This window comes from Rheinheimera sp. (assembly GCF_030824435.1).
Taxonomy (GTDB): Bacteria; Pseudomonadota; Gammaproteobacteria; order Enterobacterales; family Alteromonadaceae; genus Pararheinheimera.
Map to the genome: position 1 here is coordinate 14,813 of NZ_JAVBXS010000011.1, position 18,965 is coordinate 33,777.

General features: G+C 46.9%; 21 protein-coding genes. 13 read left to right on the forward strand and 8 right to left on the reverse strand.

Annotated elements, in window-relative coordinates; genetic code table 11:
* Window positions 1-7 precede the first annotated feature (7 nt).
* A complete protein-coding gene (gene ahpF / locus RCH83_RS01005; RefSeq protein WP_306518145.1) occupies window positions 8-1,549 on the reverse strand; it encodes an alkyl hydroperoxide reductase subunit F in 1,542 nt (513 codons plus the stop codon).
* Window positions 1,550-1,937: 388 nt separating this feature from the next.
* Complete coding sequence (ahpC, locus tag RCH83_RS01010; RefSeq protein WP_306518147.1) at window positions 1,938-2,501, reverse strand: alkyl hydroperoxide reductase subunit C; 564 nt, start codon at window positions 2,499-2,501, stop codon at window positions 1,938-1,940.
* Between the two features lie 332 nt (window positions 2,502-2,833).
* On the opposite strand from ahpC, the gene RCH83_RS01015 reads away from it, so the two are divergent.
* The gene (locus tag RCH83_RS01015; RefSeq protein ID WP_306518149.1) at window positions 2,834-4,378 is read left to right on the forward strand and encodes a hypothetical protein; all 1,545 of its coding nucleotides are present in this window, start codon (window positions 2,834-2,836) and stop codon (window positions 4,376-4,378) included.
* A 112-nt stretch (window positions 4,379-4,490) separates the two neighbouring features.
* Here the strand turns inward: RCH83_RS01015 and RCH83_RS01020 are convergent, their stop codons facing one another.
* Entirely contained in the window at window positions 4,491-5,231 is a 741-nt protein-coding gene (locus RCH83_RS01020; protein ID WP_306518151.1) for a M24 family metallopeptidase, read from the reverse strand.
* A gap of 247 nt (window positions 5,232-5,478) precedes the next feature.
* Here RCH83_RS01020 and RCH83_RS01025 point away from each other — a divergent pair, with 247 nt between their 5' ends.
* The 7 genes from RCH83_RS01025 (at window position 5,479) to RCH83_RS01055 (ending at window position 11,124) form a co-directional block, all read left to right on the forward strand.
* Window positions 5,479-6,147 carry a lytic transglycosylase domain-containing protein gene (locus RCH83_RS01025; protein WP_306518153.1) on the forward strand — a complete coding sequence of 223 codons (669 nt, stop codon included), beginning with the start codon at window positions 5,479-5,481 and terminating at the stop codon, window positions 6,145-6,147.
* Window positions 6,148-6,328: 181 nt separating this feature from the next.
* Window positions 6,329-7,060 (forward strand): DUF4097 family beta strand repeat-containing protein, encoded by a 732-nt coding sequence (locus tag RCH83_RS01030; RefSeq protein WP_306518155.1) that lies wholly within the window; start codon window positions 6,329-6,331, stop codon window positions 7,058-7,060.
* Window positions 7,061-7,348: 288 nt separating this feature from the next.
* Complete coding sequence (locus RCH83_RS01035) at window positions 7,349-8,509, forward strand: sensor histidine kinase (RefSeq protein WP_306518157.1); 1,161 nt, start codon at window positions 7,349-7,351, stop codon at window positions 8,507-8,509.
* Window positions 8,502-9,230, forward strand: a complete 729-nt coding sequence (locus RCH83_RS01040) for a LytTR family DNA-binding domain-containing protein (RefSeq protein ID WP_306518159.1) — start codon at window positions 8,502-8,504, stop codon at window positions 9,228-9,230. Before RCH83_RS01035 ends, RCH83_RS01040 begins: the two co-directional genes overlap by 8 nt.
* Before the next feature lie 161 nt (window positions 9,231-9,391).
* Window positions 9,392-10,222, forward strand: coding sequence for a hypothetical protein (locus tag RCH83_RS01045; RefSeq protein WP_306518161.1), 831 nt, complete (start codon window positions 9,392-9,394; stop codon window positions 10,220-10,222).
* A gap of 162 nt (window positions 10,223-10,384) precedes the next feature.
* A complete protein-coding gene (locus tag RCH83_RS01050) occupies window positions 10,385-10,729 on the forward strand; it encodes a flagellar biosynthesis regulator FlaF (protein ID WP_306518163.1) in 345 nt (114 codons plus the stop codon).
* Between the two features lie 146 nt (window positions 10,730-10,875).
* Entirely contained in the window at window positions 10,876-11,124 is a 249-nt protein-coding gene (locus tag RCH83_RS01055; RefSeq protein ID WP_306518165.1) for a superinfection immunity protein, read from the forward strand.
* Window positions 11,125-11,201: 77 nt separating this feature from the next.
* Here RCH83_RS01055 and RCH83_RS01060 read toward each other — a convergent pair whose 3' ends face one another.
* Window positions 11,202-12,236, reverse strand: a complete 1,035-nt coding sequence (locus RCH83_RS01060) for a tRNA/rRNA methyltransferase (RefSeq protein WP_306518167.1) — start codon at window positions 12,234-12,236, stop codon at window positions 11,202-11,204.
* A 196-nt stretch (window positions 12,237-12,432) separates the two neighbouring features.
* Between RCH83_RS01060 and RCH83_RS01065 the strand changes: the two genes are divergently transcribed.
* Both RCH83_RS01065 and RCH83_RS01070 read left to right on the forward strand, forming a co-directional pair.
* Window positions 12,433-13,284, forward strand: coding sequence for a 23S rRNA (adenine(2030)-N(6))-methyltransferase RlmJ (locus tag RCH83_RS01065; RefSeq protein WP_306518169.1), 852 nt, complete (start codon window positions 12,433-12,435; stop codon window positions 13,282-13,284).
* A gap of 121 nt (window positions 13,285-13,405) precedes the next feature.
* The gene (locus RCH83_RS01070) at window positions 13,406-14,200 is read left to right on the forward strand and encodes a S1/P1 nuclease (RefSeq protein WP_306518170.1); all 795 of its coding nucleotides are present in this window, start codon (window positions 13,406-13,408) and stop codon (window positions 14,198-14,200) included.
* A 183-nt stretch (window positions 14,201-14,383) separates the two neighbouring features.
* Here the strand turns inward: RCH83_RS01070 and RCH83_RS01075 are convergent, their stop codons facing one another.
* From RCH83_RS01075 to RCH83_RS01085, 3 genes are all read right to left on the reverse strand, one after another.
* Window positions 14,384-15,013, reverse strand: coding sequence for a HutD family protein (locus RCH83_RS01075; protein WP_306518172.1), 630 nt, complete (start codon window positions 15,011-15,013; stop codon window positions 14,384-14,386).
* Between the two features lie 49 nt (window positions 15,014-15,062).
* Window positions 15,063-15,413, reverse strand: a complete 351-nt coding sequence (locus RCH83_RS01080; protein WP_306518174.1) for a DUF440 family protein — start codon at window positions 15,411-15,413, stop codon at window positions 15,063-15,065.
* A gap of 131 nt (window positions 15,414-15,544) precedes the next feature.
* Window positions 15,545-16,300 (reverse strand): hypothetical protein, encoded by a 756-nt coding sequence (locus tag RCH83_RS01085; RefSeq protein WP_306518176.1) that lies wholly within the window; start codon window positions 16,298-16,300, stop codon window positions 15,545-15,547.
* 171 nt (window positions 16,301-16,471) lie between these two features.
* Between RCH83_RS01085 and RCH83_RS01090 the strand changes: the two genes are divergently transcribed.
* Genes RCH83_RS01090 through RCH83_RS01100 form a run of 3 tightly spaced genes read left to right on the forward strand, consistent with a single transcriptional unit; the run spans window position 16,472 to window position 18,718 of the window.
* Window positions 16,472-17,659 carry a sensor histidine kinase gene (locus RCH83_RS01090; RefSeq protein ID WP_306518178.1) on the forward strand — a complete coding sequence of 396 codons (1,188 nt, stop codon included), beginning with the start codon at window positions 16,472-16,474 and terminating at the stop codon, window positions 17,657-17,659.
* Window positions 17,656-18,309, forward strand: coding sequence for a response regulator transcription factor (locus RCH83_RS01095; protein WP_306518180.1), 654 nt, complete (start codon window positions 17,656-17,658; stop codon window positions 18,307-18,309). The genes RCH83_RS01090 and RCH83_RS01095 overlap by 4 nt, the downstream gene beginning before the upstream one ends.
* 16 nt (window positions 18,310-18,325) lie before the next feature.
* Window positions 18,326-18,718: a VOC family protein gene (locus RCH83_RS01100; RefSeq protein WP_306518182.1), complete on the forward strand. Its 393-nt coding sequence runs from the start codon at window positions 18,326-18,328 to the stop codon at window positions 18,716-18,718.
* Window positions 18,719-18,732: 14 nt separating this feature from the next.
* Here RCH83_RS01100 and RCH83_RS01105 read toward each other — a convergent pair.
* Window positions 18,733-18,965: hypothetical protein (locus tag RCH83_RS01105; protein ID WP_306518184.1), on the reverse strand; the 233-nt coding region annotated here is incomplete at its 5' end.

Below are 18,965 nucleotides of genomic sequence, written 5' to 3' on the forward strand. Positions count from 1 at the left end.
TCGAAAGTTAGTTGCGGATCAGATAGTCAAAAGCACCTAATGAAGCTGTGGCACCTGAGCCCATCGCAATAATAATTTGCTTAAATGGGCTATTGGTGGCGTCACCGGCCGCAAACACACCTTTCAATGAAGTTTGACCATGACTATCGACAATAATTTCACCGCGGTTGGTTAATTCTACTGTGCCACGCAGCCATTCAGTGTTTGGCACTAAACCAATCTGCACAAAAATGCCGGCAAGGGCCACATGTTTGGCTTCACCCGTCACTCTGTCTGTGTAGTTGATACCTGTGACCTTGTTGCCATCACCCAACACTTCAGTGCTTTGTGCATTCAGCATGATCTCTATATTGCCCATCGACTGCGCTTTTTTCACCAGCACAGCGTCAGCACGCAGTTTGCTGTCAAATTCCAGCACTGTGACATGTTCAACAATACCGGCAAGGTCGATGGCCGCTTCAATACCAGAGTTACCACCACCAATCACAGCAACCCTTTTGCCTTTAAACAGCGGACCATCACAGTGCGGGCAATACGCCACACCACGGCCACGGTATTCTTTTTCACCAGGCACATTCATTTCTCTCCAGCGTGCGCCGGTAGACAGAATCACGGTTTTGGATTTCAGCACAGCACCGTTGGCAAGCTCTACTTCAAACAGCTCGTTTTGCGTCAGTTTGACCGCTTTTTGGCTGTTCATAATGTCCACTTCGTACTGGCGCACATGGGCTTCTAAATTGGCAACCAGCTTTGGACCTTCGGTTTCTTTCACCGAAATAAAGTTTTCAATACCGACGGTATCGGCCACCTGACCACCAAAACGCTCCGCCAGCACACCGGTATTTAACCCTTTACGGGCTGAATAAATAGCGGCTGCAGCGCCCGCAGGGCCACCACCTATCACCAGTACATCAAAGTTGTCTTTTTTCGCCAGGCTCTCTGCCTGACGGCTGGCTGCGCTGGCATCCACTTTATTCAGAATATTGCCAAGGCTAATAGCGCCCTGCGAAAACTGCTCACCGTTTAAAAACACCGTTGGCACCGCCATAATATTGCGGCTGCTGACTTCGTCCGGAAACACAGCACCATCAATCATATTGGTTTTAATTTTCGGGTTCACCGCCGCCATCAGGTTCAGTGCCTGCACTACTTCCGGGCAGGTCTGGCAGCTGAGCGACACATAAATTTCAAAATTAAACTCACCTGGCAGCAGCGCAATTTGCTCAAGCACAGCCGCTTCTTCTTTAATTGGGTGACCGCCTGAGTGCAGCAGCGCCAATACCAGGGAGGTAAATTCATGGCCCATAGGCACACCGGCAAAAGTAATTTCAGTGCCTTTGGCCTGTGAGCGCACCAGCATTGATGGAATACGTTTGGCTGTTGGGTTGTCGGTGACCAGAATCAGCTCAGACAAAGTGGCAATATCCAGCGCTAATGCTTTGAGTTCCTGGCCTTTTTCGCTTTGATCAACAGCCAAAGACAACTCAACCGGTGTTTTTAAATTTTGCAGGTAACTACGCAGCGTATTTTTCAGGTTGGCATCTAACATTTTTAATTCCTTATGACACTGTGACAAATAAGTTTGGGTTTATACCCTGAGCGCTGCCGTCAGCTTCTTACTGTGGCAACACCCCTGAAGTTGATAAAAACATCATAACCAAAATTCCTGAACTTAAATAACGAATAAAACAAATTCAACCAATCTATAATTGCGATTAAAAGAATGAACATTCATCAGGCTGCAAAAATATGGCTGCCGATTGAATGGCTATTGAAAGTACAGCTGTCACACCAAGGGGTTATGCCCCCGCTGTTGAAACAGCCCCAAACGGCAGCGCATGTAAGTGAAGTGAACTTACCCATAAAAACAGGTTTTTAGCTTTTGATAAAAAACAAAAAGCCGGAGCAAGTCCGGCTTTTTTTCAGCTTGGGAAAGCTTAGATTTTACCAACCAGGTCCAGTGAAGGAGCCAGAGTTTTTTCACCCGGCGTCCATTTAGCTGGACATACTTCGCCGTCGTGGTTTGCAACATATTGTGCAGCCTGAACTTTACGGAACAGTTCAGCAGCGCTACGGCCAATACCCAGGTCATGGATTTCGGCAACTTTAATCACACCTTCAGGGTTGATCACGAAGGTGCCACGTAAAGCTAAACCTTCTTCTTCAATCATCACGTCGAAGTTACGGGTAATAGCACCTGTTGGGTCAGCAACCATTGGGTAGTTGATTTTTTTGATGGTTTCAGAAGCGTCATGCCACGCTTTGTGCGTGAAATGGGTATCAGTTGATACTGAATATACTTCAACACCAATTTCCTGGAACTTAGGATAGAAGTCAGCCAGGTCGCCTAATTCAGTTGGGCATACAAAAGTGAAGTCAGCCGGGTAAAAACAAACAACAGACCATTTGCCGATCAGGTCCTGATCAGACACAGAAACAAATTTACCCTGATGGAAAGCCTGAGCGTTAAAAGGTTTGATTTTGCTATTGATAATAGACATTCGTCATTCTCCATATTGTGGTTAAAATCCGGACTTTCTGCTTGAAAGTCTTGGCGTTAAAATCATAGTACCGCGGTATGACAATTCGGCATAACGAATAAAATCAATATGCCTAATCGATAAAACAAATTAAAAGCGCAGTTCCTGAGCAAAGACAATGAAGCAGCGACACTTTAGCCTTGTTTGGAGCCAAATCATAGTACCCCCTGCTATTTCGCCTCTTGGCTTTTTGCAGTAATCTTTAATCACAGCTAAGCTTGCATGCAGTTACCCACTGATAAAAATGGCTTTTTTCCAAAAAATAACATGCATTGTGCACAAGAGGTCAAGGCTTGAGTCAGCTAAAGTTAGATTTTAGTAAACTGTTTGAACTACAGGTTTTGGTCATTGAATCCGATCAGGATTTATTGCACCTGATCCGGCAAATGTTACTTGGCCTTGGTATTAAAAAACTCAGCAGCAGCCGCAGCGTCGATGAAGTGTTAAGTCAAAGTGAAAAACTGCCTTACGACGTGATTTTTCTCGATTATGGTGCCGATGAAAATAAAACGGGCGCTGAAGTGGTAGAACAAATGATCAGCGCGGGTATTTTACCAAGCCGCACCCGGCTGGTGTTGTTAGCTGCACAAAATGACAGAGCCAAATACGCCATCGAATACCCTTATCATCAGGTGGAATATCTGGAGCGCCCTTTTAATAAAGTGCATCTGGACAACGAACTAAAACAACACGTGATGTTCAGTGATTGGCTCAAACCTATTCTGAGTCTGGCAGGTCTGCAACGTTATGGCGATGCCCTAAAAATGTTGTTGCACACCCAGCGCCAGCAGGTGCCGGCCGCTATACAACCTGTATTGCAAAAGCTGAAGGTTCAATTGCTGCTGGATCTGGGTCAGTTTGACGCCACTTTGCCTTTGCTGAAAAATCCGCTGGCAGAAAAACAAGGCTGGGCCTTATGGGCTTTGTTTAAAATTCGTTATGAAAGAGGCGATCTAGCTGCCTGTGAAGCTTTTTTGCAAGACCCTTCGGAGGAACTGGCCAAATACGAAGAGCGCCGTGAACTCTGGCAGATTTATCTGGCAATACAACAACATAATTATGCCAAAGCAGCTGAAGTCGCCGGAAAAATACCGAATGTTGGTATGTCGATGAATATGGTGCGGCTGGTACATCTGGTGTTGGTTCTGGCAGGAAAAACAGAACAGGCTTTTGAGTTTATTGAACGTAAACAACGTCTTGCCGGAAAAGGTGAAGTATTTTTACAACTTGCCGTAGCCCAGGCCCGTTCAATGTTATATCTGCTGACATTAAATGAAGACCCCTTTAAAGCACCTGTCTACAAAATTCAGTTAAAACAATTACTACAGCAACTGGAAGAAGACAAAGATCTGCCACTGGTCAACAGTCAATTGTTGTTAAAAGCGCATCTTTGTTGTTTTGAACAGAATGAAAGTCAGGCAGGACAATTGCTTAGCCGTTATCAACAGGAAGTGGCCGAAGCTACAGTGTCTCTGGCTGAACTTTGCCATGCCGCTGTGGTTTACGCCGCCTTGCATCAGATGCATACAGTGGTGGATTACCTGTTTTTGGCCGCTAAAGAACTACATCAGATGCCAGATAACAGCAGCAGGGTTTTTGCCAGCTGCCTGTATCGCCACGCTTTTGACTTGATCATAGACCCCGAAGACAGAGCAGCAACTCATGCTGAACTGGCCAAACGTTGTCTGCAGCAAAATGAACTACGTCTGGCGGCAAAAATGTTTTATTTTGCCCATCAGCTGGAACCGGCTCACACACCTTATCTGCAGTCGCTTGAACAACTGATGCAAAAACTGAATATTCAGCGTTTTCGCACTGTAGTGCTGAAAAACCATTAACAGCTGTGGATATTGGGCTGGTCTTTGTATCAGCTTGTAATGCAGCTGAGATGGTATTGGGCTTTTGACACCATAGGCGACACCACAAGCCCGGCCAGATAATAACAGAGCTTTATTCTACAGCTGGCTCTGCAGTTTCCAGTGCAGCTTCAGACTCCAGCAATACATCTTCATAAAAAGCACCAAAGTCCAGGTTTGGGTGTTTTAGCTGAATTTCCAGTACCCAAACACCAGGCCTTGGCACAGCAGAAAAATCCCCAAGATTACCGCCCTGATAAAGTTTGTGTGGAAAATCACAAATTCTGTGCCCTTTAATCGCCAGATTCAGCTGATAACCCAGGGCACAGCAAAGCTGTTCTGCATACTGATACAAAGCTTCACCACTGATGGTCAAATCCAGCCAGCGTTGCCTTACCTGCTGGAAAATCAGTTCTGCAGCAGCGGCACAACGCTGTTTTTCTTCATCATCGCCCAGCACAAAAGTAGCACCCACATCGGCTTCGTGGCCGGCAAACACCGGGCCTATATCAATAAAAACAATGTCGTCCTGCGCTAATCTGATACTGCGATCTGAAGGTTGATCATAAGTTTTGGTGGTATTGGCGCCAAAGCGGATGATCACCGGATGCCACAATCTATCCGCCCCGTGGGCCGTTAAAATATCTTTGGCCAATAACACCGCTTCTACTTCGGTGATGCCGGGTTTGAGTGCATGTTGAATCGCTTTTAGTGCCTGCCATGCTTTTTGTTGTGCCTGCTGCATCAGCTGCAGTGAAAACCCGGCGCCAACCTGCTCTTTGCCACTGATGGTTTTACCACTGAAACTTGTTGTTGTGCTGATTTCTGTTGTCATCACCAATTCCTGATTTGATCTTCCTTTTAAAAGCGGCGCTACCTTAACGTAATGCTTCGCTACTGCAAAGTCAGCCCTTGTAATCAAGCAGCATACTGACGTAAAAAACAAAGAACAATTTAGGAACAAATAACTATAAATCAGCATCTTATATTTGGTTTCCCTGCAATTACCTACTTTGTTTTTTACTTGCTTTTCCGGCAAAAAACAGCTTTGATAAAAGCCGGATCCTTGCTGTGACATACTGATGCCTGTGTTATTTTTTTGTCCTCACCATACAACTGGCTGGCGCTTCGGCACCGGCTTATTGCTGTTATTACAAAGTGCGGCTTATTGTCAGCTGGCAACAGCAGCCAATGTGTATCAGTACACCCAAAAAAATGGTGTGGTGGCGTTTTCCGATCGGGCACCTATGCATCAGCCCTACAAATTGCTGAAGTTTGATTGTTACGCCTGCCGCCCCGACTCCAACCTCGATTGGCAAAAAACCAGATTATTTACCGATCAATTTAACGACAGTATCAAAATAGCGGCCAGCACACATCAGCTGGATCCAGCGTTGATCCGCGCCGTGATCCACGCCGAATCAGGTTTTCAGCCAAGAGCTGTTTCCCGGCAAGGCGCGCGCGGTTTAATGCAGCTGATGCCGGCAACGGCCAGGGAATTGGGTGTTAAAAACAGTTTTGACAGCCACAGTAATATTCTGGCCGGCAGCGCTTATCTGGCAAAGCTACTGCAAAATTTTAATGGTGATATTCGTCTTGCCAGTGCCGCTTATAACGCCGGCCCCTCCGCCGTTGCCAAATACGATGGTATTCCGCCTTATGCCGAAACCAGGGCTTATGTAAAAAGGGTGGAAATTTTGCTGAAACGTTACCAGCAACAAGCCAGCCGCACTCTGGCGCAAACTGGTTAAAGCTCAAAGCCCGATAAAACTTCATTAAAAACAATGGTAAAAAGTGGTGGAATTAACCACTTTTTTAGTTTTCGGCTCAGCCTTTATGTTAGCTTCAATCGTAAGTTATTAATTTATAACACTTTAAAGAATGGCACCTAAATTGCTCTCCCGCTGTATCCAAACTTCATAAGGAATTGCCATGACTACTAAAAATACTTCACTGAATCTGTTAAAACCTGTTGCTTTTGCCGTTGCTGCCGCCGTGTTATTAAACGGCTGTATTATTCATGTGGGTGGCCCGTCGTCCGTGTCGCTTGATCATACTGAACAAGTGTTAAAGCTTGATGGCAACAACCTGCAACGCCTGACCGCAGATACCGGTGCCGGCTCTTTGTTAATCCAGGGTGAAGCAGGCCGCACTGAGATTGAAGTTGTTGCTCAGATTTACAGCCGTGACGATGCAGAACTGAACTTAACGCTGGAACAGCAAGGGGACGATGCCCGACTGGTCGCAGATTTTGATCGTGGTTTTTCTTATGGCAACAGTCCTTATATTGACCTTGTTGTCAAAGTTCCTGCACATTTTGCCCTGACCTTAGACGATGGCTCTGGCGACACAACTATTCAAGGCTTGCAAGGGGCTATGCGTATTGATGACGGCTCAGGCGATTTAGCTGTTGATAACGGTGCCAGTCTGGTGCTGGAAGATGGTTCTGGTGATGTACAGATCAGCAATATTGCTGGTGATGTGCATATTGATGACGGCTCTGGTGATATGAAAGTCAGTCAAATTGCCGGTATTGTGACTATCGACGATGGATCCGGTGATATCCGGGTTGAACAAAGCAAAGGGTTAACCATTCACGATGATGGCTCTGGTGAGCTGAATATCAATCAAATTAATGGCCCGGTGAATGTTGCCGAAGACTGATCTTACTGTTGTTTTCCCCTGCTACTTTGACGCGGCCACCCTCAGGTGGCCTTTTTTACGTTTTAACAAAACAAAAACCTGACCTTTTATCCGTGAAAAAGACCGGAAATCACGTTTTTTCCCCTTCCCGCCCCGTACTATGACAATATGATTCACCACAACACTGAACAACGATGCCACTGGTGCCCTGCTGTTAAATTGGGTTACTTTTTCTCTTAGTTTCATCAGCCTGTTTGCATAAACGCCTGAGTTCACAACCGGTCAGCAAGCAGCAGCTGCAACCTGTAGATGTCGGAACCTATGAATAACACAACCGCCCTTTTGCCATTTCGCCAACAACTGCGCGCTTTCTGGCAACTTAGTTTTTCAACAAGCCGCGAATATAAAATTGGCACTCTGATCAGCTTTATTTTGGGTTTTATTGCTTACTGGAGTGTGATGCAGGCCATGTTCAGCCAACTTGGTCCTGTACAACAACTGGCGGTATTTTTACGGAGTGTGCTGGACACTCTGGCTTTTGTGTTATTGGCGCACTTTTTTGTGCGGCCTTATCTGAAACTGCATGTTATTCCCAAAGGCCGTTTTGGCTGGGAGCTGCTGCGGCTGGCAACCCTGCTTTATATACTCGGGATTATCAGCATGTTGTTGTCGGTCGCTATTGGGAAAATTGGTTTTTTAGATCTCACCGACATTACCCATATGGTGTTTAGCTCAGCTAAGGGTGAATTTCAGATGCAGTTTCAGGACCAATCGCTGCTGCTGATTGGCGCTTTTAACCAGGCCGTGGTTTTTGGCATCTGGACTCTGGTCTATCTGATGTGGCACAACATCAAAAGTAAAAAACAAATGCAGCAACAGCTGGAACAAAGCCGGCTGCAGCAGCTGACCAATCAGTTAAGCCCACACTTTTTATTTAATGCGTTAAACAGCATCCGCGCGTTAATTTTTGAGGATCAACATAAAGCCGCCGACACAGTGACTCAGCTGTCTGAACTTTTCCGCACCCATTTACAGGCGCATTTAAGGCCTATATCAACGCTGGAAGAAGAGTGGCGTATTGCCGAACATTATTTATCCATTGAACAAGTGCGGCTGGAGCAAAGATTACAGCTGGAACTGGACATCACGCCAGACAGCTGGCAACAAAAACTGCCGACCCTGGCTTTATTAACTTTGGTGGAAAATGCCATTAAACATGGTATCAGCCCTAACTCAGAGCCCGGTTTTATCCGTATTTGCAGCAGGCAATTACCTGGCGGTCGCTGGCAACTGGAAGTGCAAAACAGTTACCGCCATGCAAGCAGCCAAAGTGGCACCCAAACCGGTCTTGCCAATTTACAACAACGACTGGTGTTGATGCCGGGTCAAAACACCTTAAAAGTGCACAACCACAAACCCGGCACAGCAACCGGACTTTACAGCGTGCAGATGGAGCTGAGCAATGATTAAAACCCTGATAGTGGACGATGAGCGCCTGGCACGCTCTGAGCTGAAACGTTTATTAAGCCAGCATTCGCAGATTGACGTGGTGGCTGAAGCCGCCAGTGTGGCCGAAGCGCGGATTGTGCTGGAACAGTCAGCTATTGATCTGATTTTTCTAGATATTCAGATGCCAGAAGTCAGTGGCCTTGAGTTTGCCGCTGAGCTGCATCCCCAGCTGCAATTTGTGTTTTGCACCGCTTTTAACAGTTATGCACTGGACGCTTTTGCACTGAATGCTTTGGATTATTTAGTCAAACCGCTGGATCCACAGCGTCTTGCTAATACGCTGCAAAGGGTAAAACAACGTACAGAGCAAGATCAGAGCGCAGATGGCAGCATCAACTATCTGCCGGAACAACATGGCTTATTGCTGAAATTTGGCGAAGTAAACCGCATAGTACGACTTTGTGAAATCAGCCGTTTTGAAAGTATTGGTAATCACAGTGCTGTGTATACCCCTTATGGCAAAAGTTTTTTATTAAGTTCGTTGTCCCGTATTGAAAGCAGACTGGACCCACAATATTTTTTTAAAAGCAGCAGAGCCGATATTATCCGTATTGACCAAATCAGTCAGCTTGAACCCGGTATGGCCGCCGGCACTATGCTGGCCGTGTTAAACGACGGCAGTGAAATAGAAGTCAGCCGTCGCCAGTTACAAACATTAAAACAACGTTTTAGCGGTCTTTAACCACCAGCAGCTCTTTAGCCAGCCATCTTTACAGCAAGCACCTTTACAGCAAACAATAAATAAGCGGCAATTTTTTGCCGCTTATTCGCACAACAAAGCAGCATATTTGTGACTCCTTAGGTAAACTCTATCTGTTACCCCTAACAGCGCGGAGTTTTGTCATGGCCCTTACCATTTCCAGTTATCTGCAATCGGTGCAAAGCAGTCAGTTTAATCCGGTGACCAGTAGCACCAGCAACCAACCGGCACAGCAGAGCACCAGCCAAAGCAGCAATCAAAGCAGCCGTGAAAGCGAACGTTACACCGCAGTACAACAAAGTCAGGCCAATGCCAAAACCGCGATCAGCGCCGCCAGCACGGCCAATAAAGAGATTGGCAACAGCTTAAAACAAGTGCGGGACGTCGCGACTAAACTGGCCGATGACAATGTCACAGGCAAAGAGCGGGAACAATTGCAGGCCGATTATCAAAAACTGCGGGAAAATATTGTTGCCAGTCAGGACAAAGCAACGGTGAAAAATGGCGACAATAAAACCAATTTATTGCGGGATGACAAAGGCATCAGCGTGTCAACCAATACCAGAGGCGGTGAGTTGGAAGTGGCGAGCAGTAAATCGGCTAAAGGCTTGTTATTACCAGAAAAAATTGGCTCGGCCGCTGAGGCCCGCGCTTTATTGGATGGCAATGAACAACAAGCCGGCTCTTTGGCCAATGCCGAAAAAACCACCAACGCGACCGCCAGCAGGTTAAAAGAAGCTGACAAAGATATCAGCAGCCGCCTTGAAACCAGCACAGCAGTTGCCAAATCGGTGAAACAGCTGGAAAACGCCAAAAATGGCGGCAGCACTTTATCTGCTGAAAAAGAACAACAAAAAGAAAAAGCACTGGAGTTCGCCCGCTCCGCCGCTGAACGTATTAAAACTCAGCTCGAAGGTTTGTCGGGTAGCAGCAACAGTAAAAACAACAGCAGTTTATTATCGTTATTTAACTGAGCGCTGGTATAACTCAGGCACGCTGGGTTTATTGCCGGGCAATGTTGTGACAGAAAAACCAAAGCGGCTGTTAAAAGCCGCTTTCTTTTTCATCTGAATAAGCAGATGCTGAAACATCAAATGCAACCTTGTATCAGCCTCGCCTTAGCTAAAGAGTGTTTTATGAAACAAGCTATTGAAAGCTATCAACAACATCAGATGCTTGGTCTGAACAGTAAAACACTGGAGCAGCAAATTTTTGCCCGTTTGTGTTATCAGCTGAGCCATTGCCTGGCCGGTGACGATGAATTTGCCCGTCTGCAGGTGATGGCCGACTGCAGGTTTTTTTGGGTGACATTAAGGGCAAGACTACAAGATGACGAACATCCTTATCCGCTGGAATTAAGGCAGGATTTAATTAGCCTGGCCGACATTGTGTTACATGAATTACTCAAAGATCCGCAGCAGGCAGATTTAAGTCTGGTGCTTGCCATCAGCCAGCAACTGGCCGATGCGTTAAAAGCCTGAACCACTGCATCAAGCTAAATCACCAAAAATCGGCTTATTCAGCCGTTTATCATTTACTTTCGCTGCTTAAACAATAATCACCTTAAGCTGTATCCAGTTGCCGCTCATAACACCGGCTCCAAACAACAACCCGGAGGATACAGAATATGGATCAATTATTTACCGCTTTTGAAGGTGCAAGTTTAGGTTTTTGGTTATGGTTTGTGCCAACCTTTTTAGTGGTTTGGTTTGTGCCTAGCCTGCTTGCGATCTTTTTTAACCGCCCACATTTAAAACTGATTTTTCTGGCCAATATTCCGGCAGGTATGTCGATGATTGCCTGGGGCGGCTGTATAGTCTGGGCTTTAACCGGCAAAGTGTGGCAAGGCAAAAAAGCAACGTCATCTGGTGTATAACAACATACACAACAGCAAAAAGGGGCAATATTACCCCTTTATTGTCCTTACATCAGCTGCTTGCCAATACAACGATCTTAACTTTGTTGCTGGCGGTACCATTCTCCTAAAATCAGGCTGGCCGCCACACTGACATTCAGCGACTCTACTTTGCCTGAGCCCGGAATTTGCAGCGCTACGTCTGTACTATTGGCTACTTGTTTAGAAACCCCATCCATTTCTTCACCAAACACCACCACCACTTTGTGGCCAAGTTTGCTGTTATATAAAGAAACACCGGCATGGCTTGACGTGGTGATCAGGCTATAACCTGCTTCTTTGCAGAGTTTTAACGCCAAAGGCAGATGGTCACAAGCAAGGCCGGCGACAAACTCAACCCCACCTTCGGCAGTGCGGGCGGCAGCGCCGGATTGTAATAAATCAGGTTGGGTCATAATGACACCCTGCACACCAAAATGGGCGCAGCTGCGTACTATGGCACCCAGGTTATGCGGGTTGCCCACGCCATCCAGCGCGAGTAAACAGTCGTGTTTTTTATGTTTATTGGCTGCCAGATAAGCAGCAAGTGTTTGTTCCGGCTTACGTTTCACCACAAACACCACACCACCGTGGTGTGAACTGCCGCTGATTTTTTCAAGCTCAGCACTGTCGACCAGATGATAAGCTTTTTTATTGGCAGCTAAATATTTCATTACATCGGCAAACTTGGCCGCCATGGCCGCTTCCAGATACATTTTCACTACTGCATCAGGCCGCTCGCGAAAACACACCCGGCAGGCGTTTTCACCTTGTACCTTGGTTTCTTCCAGTTTGTGTTGTTTCAGCACAGCCGCGCTAACAGTTTTATGCGCAGCAGCGCTGGCCGATTTAGTGGCAGCGGTATCAGCCTGTTGTTGTTTTGGCTGCGCCGCTGGTTTTTTGCCGTTTTTCATCCAGGGTTTTTGCAATAAATTTTTGCTGTTTGTAGCATTTTCACTGCCCTGTTCGGCATTTTTTCTGGCCTGATGCGGAGCTGAAACACGTTCTGATTTTTGCCCTGTGCGGTTATCTGCGGCATAACGCCCTGCTGGTTTTTTACCTTGTGGCCGACCTGATTTTGCTTCTGCTGACACAACTTATTCCTTCACTAAGCGCCGGCAATCTCAAAGTGCCAACGTAAAAAAGCCGCATTTAAGGGCCGGAGTATGGCTTATTCTAACCTAATTGCCTGAAGCGGCGAAGATTCAACTTGAGTTTGTCACCTGAAGCAGTAAGCTGACGGGCTTTTTTGTATACTAAGGGCCTGTTTTGCGCCCGGAGCCTTCTTTTATGCTGAGTTATCGCCACAGCTATCACGCCGGTAATCACGCTGATGTGATTAAACATCTGGTCGAAGTTGCTATCATTTTGTATTTAAAGAAAAAAGATAAACCGTTTTGTTACCACGACAGCCACGCTGGCGCCGGTTTATACAGTTTAGCGGCTGAACAAGCGCAAAAAACCGGTGAATATAAAGACGGTATTGGCCGCTTAATGACTAAAGCACAACAAGGCGCTTTTCAAAGCCCGGCACTCAATGCCTACCTAGACCTGATTAAAGAGTTAAACCCTGATGGCGAGCTGGCTTTTTATCCGGGCTCCCCTGCCATTGCCAAAATGTTATTAAGAGCCACTGACAGCATTCAGGCCACTGAATTACATCCAACCGACTTTCCGCTATTACAGGCGCAATTTTTAAAACGTGGTTTTAGCCGCATCGAACAAATGGACGCTTATGCCGGTTTTAAAGCCATGTTGCCACCGCTGCATAAACGCGGTCTGGTGCTGATAGACCCACCTTATGAGCTAAAAACCGAATATCAGGATCTGGTCAAAGGTGTGCAGCTGGCTTATCAGCGTTTTCCACAAGCCACTTATGCCATCTGGTACCCGGTGATTGAGCGCAGCAGTATTGAAGCTGTGATTGAAACCATCAAAAATACCGGTATTCGCAACCAATTGCGTATTGAATATTGCCCAAAAGCCGACAGCGAAGGTTTTGGTATGACAGGCTCAGGTATGCTGGTGATCAATCCGCCTTATACGCTGGCGGAAGAAATGAAAGCGGCTTTTGGCGAAATTTCAGCTTTATTGGCCGATGGCACTGCCAGCTGGCAAGTGACAGAGCTGGTGGCTGAATAACAGCGTCCAGGGCTCTGACAAAGGTTGTTCTGGTACCAATAGTTAGGGCACAAGTTGTTCCGGAAAAGTTGTGCTGAATAAAATCATGCTGAAAAGTGTTTGGCAAAATAACGGAGTTTTTATGCGTTTTATATTGTTGTTCAGTAGCCTGCTGCTGTTGGGTTATTCATCTGCAGCCACGGCTTTTGGCCGCACCGGCCATCAGCAAATTTGCCAGCTGGCTTATCAACAAGCAGCTAAAACAACACAACAACAAATTGATGCCCTGCTGCAATTTAAACCGGGTGAAACTTTTGCCAAAGGTTGTGTCTGGCCGGATGAAGCGCGCAATGAACCGGCTTTTAGTTACAGCAAACCGCACCATTTTATTAATGTCACAAGAGATGCCAAAAAAGTCGCACATAAAGATTGCGCCAGTGTTGGCTGTTTATTGTCTGCCATCCGCCACCACAGCGCTGTGCTGAAAACCACACAAAACTCCGTGGAAAAACTGCAATCTTTATTGTTTTTAAGCCACTTTATTGCCGATTTACATCAGCCTTTGCATGTCAGTTACGCCGACGATTTAGGTGGCAATAAAACTGCAGTGTATTTTTTAAAACAGCCTGCCAATTTACACGGTGTCTGGGACAGCGGTTTACTGCGCACTTTGGGTTATGAAAAAAACGACCAACTGCTGCAACAAAAATTTGCCAAAGTGTCCGCCCGCAATATCCAGAGCTGGAAACAAGGGGACGCGCTAAAGTGGGCCAACGAGTCGCTGCAACAAACCCGCAAGGTGTACCAAAATTACCGCCCCGGTATGTTGCTGGATGAACAAGAGGTGTTACGCGACGGCCCTGTGGTGGAACAACGGCTGTTACAGGCTGGCGTGCGGCTGGCATGGTTGCTGGATACTTTATTGGCAGTTAAATAACTGCCAATAACTTACAAAGAACTTCGGGATAGAACCAGCCACAACAATATTACTGACTGCTTTGCAATAAGCTCAGTCATCACGAATAACCACACCATCATTGCCGGTAGCATGGCAATGTGAGGTATTTTCCATATCAGGTTTTTATTGCAGAAGGTGCCACTGTTTTGTCAGCCGCCGTTATCAACTTTCCGGGTTATCAGCCTTAAACCAGCCAAGCACCAGCGAATGTGCGGTAATAGCTTGTGGTGCACAAAACTGTGGCTGCTGCGACAAAGGCCAGTTGTTTAACTGTAATAAATCACCTGCACTCAACTGCCAGCTTTGGCCGGCACTGCGTATCTCAAGGTCACTTTGTTCACACCAGAACAATAAAGTGCTGTGTTCAGGCCTAGCAATCTTCAAAGTTTGCCAACTTGCCGATAAAGACAACGCTTGTAAATTACCTTGATAACCTGGTGCCAGCATCAGGTTAATGTCGGTAATAGCACCAGCAGTTAACTTTGCGCTGCTCTGGCTGCTGCCGGCAAAACGTAAAGTCTGATATGGGCTGCTGACCACGGCCTGATGCTGATCAACTGTCAAGCTAAAACCAGCGCCTTGGCGCAGCGCCAATAACCTTTGATGCCCGGGAAAAAGGGTAAAGTCGCCATCCTGCTCCACAGTGGCAGAGCTAAAACGCCAGAGAAAATCCTGCGCCGCTACCGAGCTATGGGCCGGGTAAATAGCCAGTTGTTTCGTGCTGCCACCTGCCCATTGGCTGACAGTCATATCGGCCTGTCGGATAATAACGGCTTGCTGCAAAGAGGCCATCTTGCTGTTCATTCCGTTGTTAATGTCCACGCAGCTATTGTCCACGCCGCTATTGACCACGCCATTGGGCATGGCATAAAGCGTCGTGTTTTTCCCGGCTTAATAAAATGCGCGCTAATACAATGTCAGCGCCGCCGTTTTCACCTGTTAAACCAATCAGCGCTTCAAAATGCAGCTCTGGCTCTAACTCAGCCTGAATCAGCTCTACCCAGTCTGCACTGGGTGGCACTAAATCCACATAAGCGCGCTGTTCATACTGGCTTTGATACAAGTTGTAGTCTTCAGCCGATAAATTTTCTGAAGCCAGTTCTTCAAAAATACTAAAAGCGTGGTCACATAACTCGTCAACCGACCAGAGTTCAAGCTCGTTGTTTGACGTTGCAGATGGGGAATTTGACATAACCGGCCTCGGGGTTGGCAGCAAAAGAGCAGCAGTATAACAACAACTGCTGCTTTCACTCCAGCGCAAGGCTCTGGTTTCAAGCTTGGGTTTCGGGCGCCGACCTGAGTCTCAGGCTTAAAGCTCCGGCCTCAGACCACTTGTGGCACCGCAGTTTTAGGTGCTGTTGTTTTGTCTTTATACATTCTGTTGTACCACATCATAAAAGCGATACCGATCACAGAAGGAGCCAGCCAGCTGACAAGCTGCCCTGTCGCCGAAAGTTCCAGCAAACCACGGCCGCCAAAAGCCGAAAACGCGGTGTAAATGGCAATGGCAGATCCCAGCATATTGCTGATGTGCTGACGTAAAATTTCCATCCGGCCTGGTGCTGTTTTAAAGATAAACCGTAATGTTCCCGCGGCATTCAGCACTGCCACCACACTAAACACAATCAATAAAGTTTGTTGTTTGGCCATGCCCAGCCAAAACACATAAAGCCCGGCAACCAGCAGTAACACCACCGCCAGCAAATGCAGTGGTGTTTTTAACACCCTGGCGTTTTTTGGCAACTGCAACACCAGCACAGCCTGACGGATAGACACCCAACTTAATAAACTAAGTAACCCCAAGAAACTCGCCATCAACCGCACATTAGCAGCAACAACAGCCGGGTCGGCGCCAGGTGTTAAATATTTTGCTTTAAAATACAAAGGCGCAATCAGCACCATGGCCGACATCACGACACCGCTGAGCGAAACCCCATAAAGCAAATACGCATAATAACGGCCACTTTTGCGATGCAGCGGGCTGCCTTTTTTGGCCAGCATAGGCGCCCAGAACAACAGCAACGCAACAGAGCCGGCAATAATATGAGCGATTAATAAAAACTGATGCAGATGTAACATGATTTATTTCCACAAGGTTCAGGATGTGCTCAGTCTAAGGCTTACCACGACCAGGCTATAGTGCCGAAAGTCACAATCGCCGGTATGACTTGTGGCCTATTGCCGCCCCCTGGCGACAAAGGCATACTGGCGCTGAACCTAAAGTAAATAAATCATGAGCTTAGTCTTGTTATGACAGAAAAGTCCGCCAGTACCACAATCACAACAGCAGGCAAGCTGCAACACAAAGCAGAACTGCCCTGGTGGCGTGCATTATTGCAAAAAGAAAATCTGGCGGCACAAATCAGCTGGGCGGCTTTTAGCTGGATCCAGCTGAAAGGCGCTATTGGCAATTATGGCCTTGTCAGCTGGCAGGCCATCAGTGTCGCTGTCAGTTTGCTACTGTTTTTATTGCTTTTCATTGCAGCCCAAGACAAAACGCCCAACCGCCCCCAATATCTGCGTCTTGGGCTGATGTGGTTATTGCTGGTGCTGAATGCAATGCTGGTGCCTTATGGTTTTACCCCTGGTCTGGCGGTACTTTGGGTCGCTTTATTGCCCTGGTATTTACCCAAACAATATCTGTATTGGATGATTATTCCGGCTTTAGCGCCTTCAATTGCTATGACCATTTATCTTGACAGTCACAGTAGTGCTTATCTGATGTTGCTGGTCTGTGGCACCTTTCAGTTTTTTGCCATTTATGCCATGAGCACAGCCCGTGCTGAAACTCTGGCAAGAGAAGCCCTGGCACAAACCCACCAACAACTGTTGGATGTACAAGGTAAACTGGCTGAACAGGCGGCTGATGGCGAAAGACTGCGGATTGCCCGTGATTTACACGACAGTCTGGGACATCACCTGACCGCTTTGGTGATTCAGCTACAGGTAGCGGAATATCAGGCCGACAGCGCGCATAAGACACAGCTGGCACATTGTCATCAGCTGGCAAAACAACTGCTGCAGGACATTCGTTATACAGTGTCGCAGCTACGCGAACCGCAAAAACCACATTTGGCCAGCCAATGCCGGGCTTTGGCACAAAATTTTCCGCAATTAAAACTCGATTGCCGAATCAGTGCAGATTTAACTTTAGATCCACTGTCAACATCCTTGTTATTCCGCGTTTGTCAGGAAGCTTTAACCAACAGTATCCGTCATGGCAAAGCCACCGAAGCCAGTGTGGAAGTCTGGCGTCATCAGCAACAACTGCATTTGCGTTATCTGGACAACGGCCATTGTGAAAGCTGGCCCTTGCAAGAAGGTAACGGCCTGCAGGGAATGCGTGAACGTATTGAAGAAGCAGGTGGTATCTTGTTGCTGAGCAGGCAACAACAGGCACTGCAAATAGACGTCACTTTAACGGCAGAAAAAATATGAACATTAGAGTGGCGGTGATTGACGACCAAACCCTGGTGCGTCAGGGCATTATCAGTTTACTCAGTCTGGCGCCCAACCTTGAAGTGGTGGCACAGGCAGCCAATGGTGCTGATATTGTATCTTTAGTGACACAACATCAGGTGGATGTGGTACTGATGGACATTCAGATGCCGCAGGTTGACGGCATTGCGGCCCTGCAACTGTTGGCAGCAGCTGCCTGCACTGTACCTGTGATTATTCTGACCACCTTTGATGATCATCAGCGGGTGTTGCAGGCCATGCAGGCCGGTGCCCGCGGTTATTTACTCAAAGACGTGGCGCTTGAAGTGCTGGTAGATGCTATTTATCAGGTAAAAAACGGCGGCAGCTTGTTGCAACCTGCTATCACAGATAAAATTTTGCAGTCGTTTTTACGACAAACCAATCACACTGCCCCAGTCGCTTTGCCCATCGACACTTTATCCGCCAAAGAGCTGGAAATTCTGCGTTTAATGGCTGCTGGTTTTAGTAACAGGGAAATAGCCCAAAGTGTATTTAAATCGGAAGGCACGGTAAAAAATCAGGTGTCGGCCATTTTATTAAAATTAGGGGTGCGCGACCGCACTAAAGCTGTACTCAAAGCCATAGATTTAGGTTTACTTGGCAGCTGAGAATATTGGAGTTTTTATGGCACAACATCTGAGTCTGGTGAGTTTGCTGGTGGCAGACTATGACGAGGCCATTGAGTTTTATACCAAAAAACTTGGTTTTGAACTTAAGGAAGACAGCACACAAGGGGATAAACGTTGGGTGGTGGTCAGCCCTGGTGGCAGCAGTCAGGGCGCTTTGTTGCTGGCCAAAGCTTCCAAAGCAGAACAACAGGCACTGATTGGCGGTCAGGGTGCGGGCCGGGTTTGGTTATTTTTACAGACTGATGATTTTTGGGCTGATTACCGACGTATGCTGGACGCTGGAGTGCTGTTTTTGGAACAACCACGCGAAGAAGAGTATGCAACAGTGGTGGTGTTTGTTGATTTATACGGCAATAAATGGGATTTATTGCAAGCAAAAAGAGCTTGAGCACTCCGCTTATATCAGTCTGACTCAGCAGGCAGCATAAATTTTGTTGTCAGGTCACGCCGCTGAAGTTGTCTGATACCGCCGTTACACAAAAAACCGGTCGTTTTTATTGTCTGGCCGGTGTTTATTTCCTTTTCTGCTTTTTTCTTTCGGGCATTGTGGCATCTGTTGTTAAAGCTGCCGCTTTTGCCGTTTGTTTTTTCATAGCATTTTAAAAAAATGTAACTGCTTTCAATTTGACTGCGGC